Here is a 5974-nt window from a genome sequence, read left to right on the forward strand (position 1 = left end):
GCCGGCAGGCACTTGATAAGGAGCAGCATGGACGAGAGCGTTGCCGAGGGGCTGCTGCCGGTCCTCCCGGGTCTGCTGCCGGATCTCCGCGGTATGGACATCGAAGGACTGCTGACGGACTACGCGCGGATGGCGAAGGTCCTGTCGGCCGTGGACGCAGCCCGGTTCCTGGAGGAGAACTTCACATCGGCGCAGAACCTCGGAGGGCGCGAGAACCTCCTCCGGCACGCCTGTCTGTCGGCGACGGTCGAGGGCGACGTGCTGGAGTTCGGGGTCATGGGCGGGCAGACCCTGTCCATCCTCTGCGAGGAGTTCGGGGACGGCACCGTGCACGGGTTCGACTCGTTCAAGGGACTGCCCGAGGACTGGACCCATGACAGTCCGGCCGGCACTTACAGCACCCAGGGGGTGGTGCCGGCCGGCCTCCCGGCCAACGCGAAGCTGCACATCGGCGTGTTCGAGGACACCCTGCCGCGGTACCTGGCCGGTACGGACGCTCCGGTCGCCCTGCTGCACATCGACTCGGACCTCTACTCCAGCGCCCGCACTGTGCTCTTCGGACTCGCCCCACGGCTCCGGGCGGGCTCGCTGATCGTCTTCGACGAGTTCCTCAACTACCCCGGATGGCGCCGGCACGAGTACCGCGCCTTCATGGAGTTCACCGAGGCCTTCGACGTCGGCTACCGGTACTTCTCCTTCGCGTCGAGCTATCTCTCCGTCGCGGTACGGCTGGAGTCCGCACCCCGTCCGCGCTGACTCCGGGAATCACCGGCGGAAAGCCGCCGGACACGGCCGGCCGTTCCGGGCCCGGGCGCCGCACAGGCGCACCGGGCCCGTTTCCGTGCCACCCCGCTCTCCGGCGGCCCCGGGGCGGGGTGCCGTCACCCCCGGCGGGCCACCTATGGCGCCAGCCGGGTATGCGACGCCACTATCTGGCATCACCACGCATCACATGGCGCCATTCATGCCCGAAGGGACCCCTGGAGTCGCCCGAACACCACCCCAGTCCCATCATTTCTTCGCTGTTTTCGCAGCTCAGAAGCCTGATGCCAGAAGGCTGCCCCGCATGGCATCAGATGGGCTTGCGCGTAGCGCCAAAACAGTGCCACTATGGCGCTATGGACCTCACTCCGTATGTCGACAGCCTGCGACGCGAACTTGCGGTGGCCGCCGAGACCGGCGGCGAGGAAGCCCGTGAGCTGGCCGAGCGGCTCACCGCTCCCCTGGAGTCGGCCACCCGCCTGGCTCTGCTCAATGTGCTCGCCGACGCGATGGACGAGGTCGCCCGCGAACTCTCCCCCGGTTCGGTCGACGTACGGCTGCGCGGACTGGATCCCGAGTTCGTGGTGACCCCGCCGCCCGCCTACGGCGAATCCGCGGAACCGGCCGCCGCGCCCGCCGAACCCCTGCCACCGGTCCCCGCCGAAGGGGACGACGGCACCATCGCCCGCGTCAATCTGCGGCTGCCGGCCCATCTCAAAGCACGCGCCGAGGAGGCCGCGGGCCGCGAGGGCCTGTCGGTCAACGCATGGCTCGTACGGGCCGTATCCGCGTCGGTCGACGGCGGCTCGCCGCGCACCGTCCAGCGGACCCGCACCGTCGGCCGGAGCTACACGGGCTGGGTGCGCTAAACACGCGCCCGGTCCGGCACCACAGCGCACTTTCATCCACCGTCACGTCCCAGCTGCGGGGACGGCCCAGAGACCCATGAGGACGGGGCAGTCATGCCTACTTTCGCCACTCCCGAGACCATTTCGGTCACCGCCTACGTCTACGCCGGGTCCATCCGGTTCACCACCGGCGACCGCCCGGACACCGTCGTCGACGTGACCCCGCGCGACCCCAAGAAGGAACTGGACGTCCGGACCGCCGAACAGACCTCGATCACCTGCGCGAGCGGGGTCCTGGCCATCAACACCCCCAAGGCCGGCCTGCTCGGGCGCGGCGGCACCGTCGATGTCACGGTGGAACTGCCCACGGGTTCGGCCATCGACGTCACCGGCGCGGGCACGGCCGTGATCGGCGAGGGCCGGTTCGGCGAGGTCTGTGTGAACACCTCGGCCGGTGATGTCCGGCTCGACACCACCGGCCCGCTGATGCTCAAGGCACCGCACGGCTCGACCAGCGTGGACCGGGTCGAGGGCTCGGCCGAGATCACCAGCAGCACCGGCAATGTGCGTGTCGGTCACATCGACGGCCCGGCCGAGCTGAAGAACGCCCATGGCGCCACGACCGTCGGTACCGTCACCGGCGATCTGCGCCTGAACGGCACCAACGGCGGCATCGATATCGCCCGTGCCGACGGGTCCGTCACCGGCACCACGACCAACGGCGTCATCCGGCTCGCCGACATCGCCCACGGCGAGGTGCAGCTGGAAACGTCCAACGGCTCCATCGAGATCGGCATCCGCACCGGCACCGCGGCCTGGCTCGACGTCAAGACCACCCATGGCCAGGTGCGGAACACGCTCGACGCGGCCGATGCCCCGGAGCAGGCCGACCGGACCGTGAGGGTCCGCGCCCGGACCAACTGGGGCAACATCGATATCCGCCGCGCGAAGGCCTGAGCTCACCCGCTCCGCCGCAGCCCCTCTCCCATCGTCCCCTCCCCCGGTCATTCCGGTCTTCATACAGGAGGACCCATGCCTTCCTCTGTCATGCCCACATCCAGTTTGGACGGCTCCCGGGCGTCCGTCGCCATCTCAGCGACGGGCCTGCGGAAGTCGTTCGGCGACAAGACCGTCCTCGACGGTATCGACCTGCGGATTCCCACCGGCTCCGTCTTCGCCCTGCTCGGGCCGAACGGCGCCGGCAAGACCACCGCCGTGAAAATCCTCTCCACCCTGATCACCGCCGACGCCGGACAGGCCCGGGTGGCCGGCCACGATCTCAACGGGGAAGCGCAGGCCGTCCGGGCCGCGATCGGTGTCACCGGACAGTTCTCCGCGGTCGACGGGCTGATCACCGGCGAGGAGAACATGCTCCTCATGGCCGACCTCCACCATCTCCCCAAGGCCGAGGGCCGGGAGGTCACCGCCCGGCTGCTGGAGCGCTTCGACCTCACCGAGGCCGCCGGAAAGCCCGCCTCCACCTACTCCGGAGGGATGAAGCGACGGCTCGACATCGCCATGACCCTGGTGGGCAACCCGAGGATCATCTATCTCGACGAGCCGACCACCGGCCTCGATCCACGGTCCCGCCACACCATGTGGAAGATCATCCGTGAGCTGGTCGCCGACGGTGTCACCGTCTTCCTCACCACTCAGTACCTGGAGGAGGCCGACGAGCTCGCCGACCGCATCGCCGTACTCCACGACGGGAAGATCGCCGCCGAGGGCACCGCCGACGAACTCAAGCGCCTGGTGCCCGGCGGGCACGTCCGCCTCCGCTTCAACAGCCCCGCCGGTTACCGCAACGCCGCCGCCACCCTGGCCGAGGCATCCCGCGACGACGAGGCGCTCGCCCTCCAGATCCCCAGCGGGGGCAGCCAGCGCGAACTGCGCTCCATCCTCGACTGGCTGGACGCGGCCGGCATCGAGGCCGACGAGCTCACCGTCCACACCCCCGACCTGGACGACGTCTTCTTCGCCCTGACGGGCGGCTCCGACATCCCCGCCCAGTCCAAGGAGACTGCCCGATGAGCGCCCTCTCCCTCGCCGTGCGCGACTCCTCCACCATGCTGCGCCGCAATCTGCTGCACGCCCGGCGCTATCCGTCGCTCACCCTGAACCTGCTGCTCACACCGATCATGCTGCTGCTGATGTTCGTCTACATCTTCGGCAACACCATGAGCGCGGGTATCACCGGCGGCGGCCCGGACCGCTCCGAGTACGTGGCCTATCTGGTGCCCGGGCTGCTGCTGATGACCATCGGCAGTACGACGATCGGCACCGCGGTCTCCGTCGCCACCGATATGTCCGAAGGCATCATCGCCCGTTTCCGCACGATGGCCATCCACCGGGGCTCCGTCCTCATCGGGCACGTCATCGGCAGCGTGCTCCAGTCGATCATCAGCGTGGCCCTCGTCGGTGCCGTCGGCGTGGCGATCGGCTTCCGCTCCTCCGGCGCCACCGTCCTGGAGTGGGTCCTGGCCTTCGCACTGCTGGCGCTGTTCTCGCTGGCGCTCACCTGGATCGCCGTGGGCATGGGGCTGGTCAGCCCGAACGCCGAGGCCGCCAGCAACAACGCGATGCCGCTGATCTTCCTGCCGCTGATCTCCAGCACCTTCGTCCCGATCGACGCGATGCCCGGCTGGTTCCAGCCGGTCGCCGAGTACCAGCCCTTCACCCCCGCCATCGAGACGCTCCGCGGACTGCTCCTCGGTTCCGAGATCGGGCACAACGGCTGGCTGGCGGTGGCCTGGTGCCTCGCCCTGACCGTCCTCGGCTACTTCTGGTCCAAGTCCTCGTTCAACCGGGACCCGAAGTAAACAGCGTCCGGCCGGGCCTCCCCCGCCCGGCCGGACCCGTCCCGAACGGGCGGCACGCCCCGGCGGAAGCCGGGGTGTGCCGCCCGTTCGGCGTCTCCCGCGCCGGGCCGTGCACCGCCCGGCCGCCCCGGGCTCCCGAAAACCGGCCGCCGGAAATCTCCGGGCAGCACGGAATCAGCCCGGTATACCAGTTGTCCTGTCAGCGGGACAGAGCGGATCGAACGATTCGGGAACTGCGCCACCGATATCGATCCCCTATCCGCCCGCCCGAGCCCGCCCAACTTTCCTTTCAGCGGACCGAAAAGACCGTGCACCGCATCCGACCCGTTCCCATTTGCCGGAGCCCCGTCCACGATTGACACGCTCCCGCACGGCGGGCAGAGTATTGAACTGCCGAGAAACTGCGGACAGTCCCCTCCAGGCCCGGGACCGAATTGCAGGAGCCGGCAGGAAGTTGATGACAACGGCTCCCCGAAAGCGTTCCGCACGGCACGCACCTGGCATACCTCAGAAGGAGCCGACGCATGAATACATTTGGCGATGGCGTTCTGGAGAGAGCTGCGGCGGAATACGCCGAACAGGGGTTCTCCATTATCCGAGACGTCTTGCCACCGGATCTCGTGGACGAGACACGAGCCCACGTCGACTGGCTCACCCGCAAGTACCCGGAGCTGCGCCCGGAACACTTCCACCACCCTCTGATCCGCAACGACGCCTTCTGGTCGCGTCTGGTCTCGGACACCCGGCTGGTGGATATCGCGGAGTTCTTCCTCGGCCCCGATGTGGCCTGCTTCACCGCCCATTACATCTGCAAGCCCCCTTACGACGGGCAGCCCGTCCTGTGGCACCAGGACGGCGCCTACTGGTCGCTGAGTCCGATGGAAGCGCTCACGGTCTGGCTCGCGGTCGACGAGAGCACCACTCGCAACGGCTGTCTGCGGATGATTCCCGGCAGCCATGAACTCCCCCTGCACAAGCCCGCGGTCCGGACGGACCGGCCCAATATGCTCTTCTCCGCCTCGGACGAGGACCTGGTGCGGGAGTGGGTGGAGAAACGCGGAATCGTGGACATCGAACTCCGGCCGGGGGATGTTTCGATCCACCATCCCCGCCTGCTGCACTGCTCGGAGCCGAACACCTCCGCCGGCCGCCGGTGCGGGCTCGACATCGGCTACATCGCCACCACCACGCGGATCCACAGCGAGGGGATCTACCTCGACCCGCTGCTGGTCCGCGGTGCCGACGGCGGCGGTGTCAACGACTACCGCCCGTTCCCCGTCTACCGGGACGGCGAGACCATTCCCTTCGCCGGACACGACGGGTGGAACGACCGGGCCGCGGCCCTCAACGAGGCACTGCCGGAGCGTTCCCGCGCGCTCCCGGCGGAGAGCCCGATCGAGACCACCCGGCATATGATCGACCGGCTGCGGGCCGGCACGGTGAAACGCTGACCCCGGCCGGCCGGAAGGTCCCGCGGGTGCCCCCGGACGCGACGCGTCCGGGGGCACCCGCGTCACCCCGCGTCGCGGAAATCGGGGCGGATCC

Annotated in this window: 6 protein-coding genes; all 6 read left to right on the plus strand. The window is 69.0% G+C overall.

Annotated features, from left to right (window positions below):
* Positions 1-27: 27 nt before the first annotated feature.
* The 6 genes from ACWDR0_RS22865 to ACWDR0_RS22890 all read left to right on the plus strand — a co-directional run bounded on the left by ACWDR0_RS22865 (position 28) and on the right by ACWDR0_RS22890 (position 5880).
* Positions 28-756 (plus strand): class I SAM-dependent methyltransferase, encoded by a 729-nt coding sequence (locus ACWDR0_RS22865; protein WP_456353587.1) that lies wholly within the window; start codon positions 28-30, stop codon positions 754-756.
* A 362-nt stretch (positions 757-1118) separates the two neighbouring features.
* A complete protein-coding gene (locus ACWDR0_RS22870) occupies positions 1119-1631 on the plus strand; it encodes a hypothetical protein (RefSeq protein ID WP_456353588.1) in 513 nt (170 codons plus the stop codon).
* A gap of 93 nt (positions 1632-1724) precedes the next feature.
* On the plus strand, positions 1725-2567 hold the full coding sequence (locus ACWDR0_RS22875; RefSeq protein WP_456353589.1) for a DUF4097 family beta strand repeat-containing protein: 843 nt from the start codon (positions 1725-1727) through the stop codon (positions 2565-2567).
* Positions 2568-2642: 75 nt separating this feature from the next.
* The gene (locus ACWDR0_RS22880; RefSeq protein ID WP_456353590.1) at positions 2643-3641 is read left to right on the plus strand and encodes an ATP-binding cassette domain-containing protein; all 999 of its coding nucleotides are present in this window, start codon (positions 2643-2645) and stop codon (positions 3639-3641) included.
* Positions 3638-4429: an ABC transporter permease gene (locus ACWDR0_RS22885; RefSeq protein ID WP_456353591.1), complete on the plus strand. Its 792-nt coding sequence runs from the start codon at positions 3638-3640 to the stop codon at positions 4427-4429. The genes ACWDR0_RS22880 and ACWDR0_RS22885 overlap by 4 nt, the downstream gene beginning before the upstream one ends.
* Positions 4430-4953: 524 nt before the next feature.
* The gene (locus tag ACWDR0_RS22890) at positions 4954-5880 is read left to right on the plus strand and encodes a phytanoyl-CoA dioxygenase family protein (protein ID WP_456353592.1); all 927 of its coding nucleotides are present in this window, start codon (positions 4954-4956) and stop codon (positions 5878-5880) included.
* Positions 5881-5974 lie beyond the last annotated feature (94 nt).

The sequence above is a fragment of the Streptomyces sp. NPDC003691 genome (assembly GCF_053981115.1).

What these genes read in the sequence shown, in the direction of transcription:
- ACWDR0_RS22890 (WP_456353592.1), top strand. Translation starts at nt 4,954, where the DNA reads ATGAATACATTTGGCGATGGCGTTCTGGAGAGAGCTGCGGCGGAATAC.
- ACWDR0_RS22870 (WP_456353588.1), top strand. Translation starts at nt 1,119, where the DNA reads ATGGACCTCACTCCGTATGTCGACAGCCTGCGACGCGAACTTGCGGTG.
- ACWDR0_RS22880 (WP_456353590.1), top strand. Translation starts at nt 2,643, where the DNA reads ATGCCTTCCTCTGTCATGCCCACATCCAGTTTGGACGGCTCCCGGGCG.
- ACWDR0_RS22885 (WP_456353591.1), top strand. Translation starts at nt 3,638, where the DNA reads ATGAGCGCCCTCTCCCTCGCCGTGCGCGACTCCTCCACCATGCTGCGC.
- ACWDR0_RS22875 (WP_456353589.1), top strand. Translation starts at nt 1,725, where the DNA reads ATGCCTACTTTCGCCACTCCCGAGACCATTTCGGTCACCGCCTACGTC.
- ACWDR0_RS22865 (WP_456353587.1), top strand. Translation starts at nt 28, where the DNA reads ATGGACGAGAGCGTTGCCGAGGGGCTGCTGCCGGTCCTCCCGGGTCTG.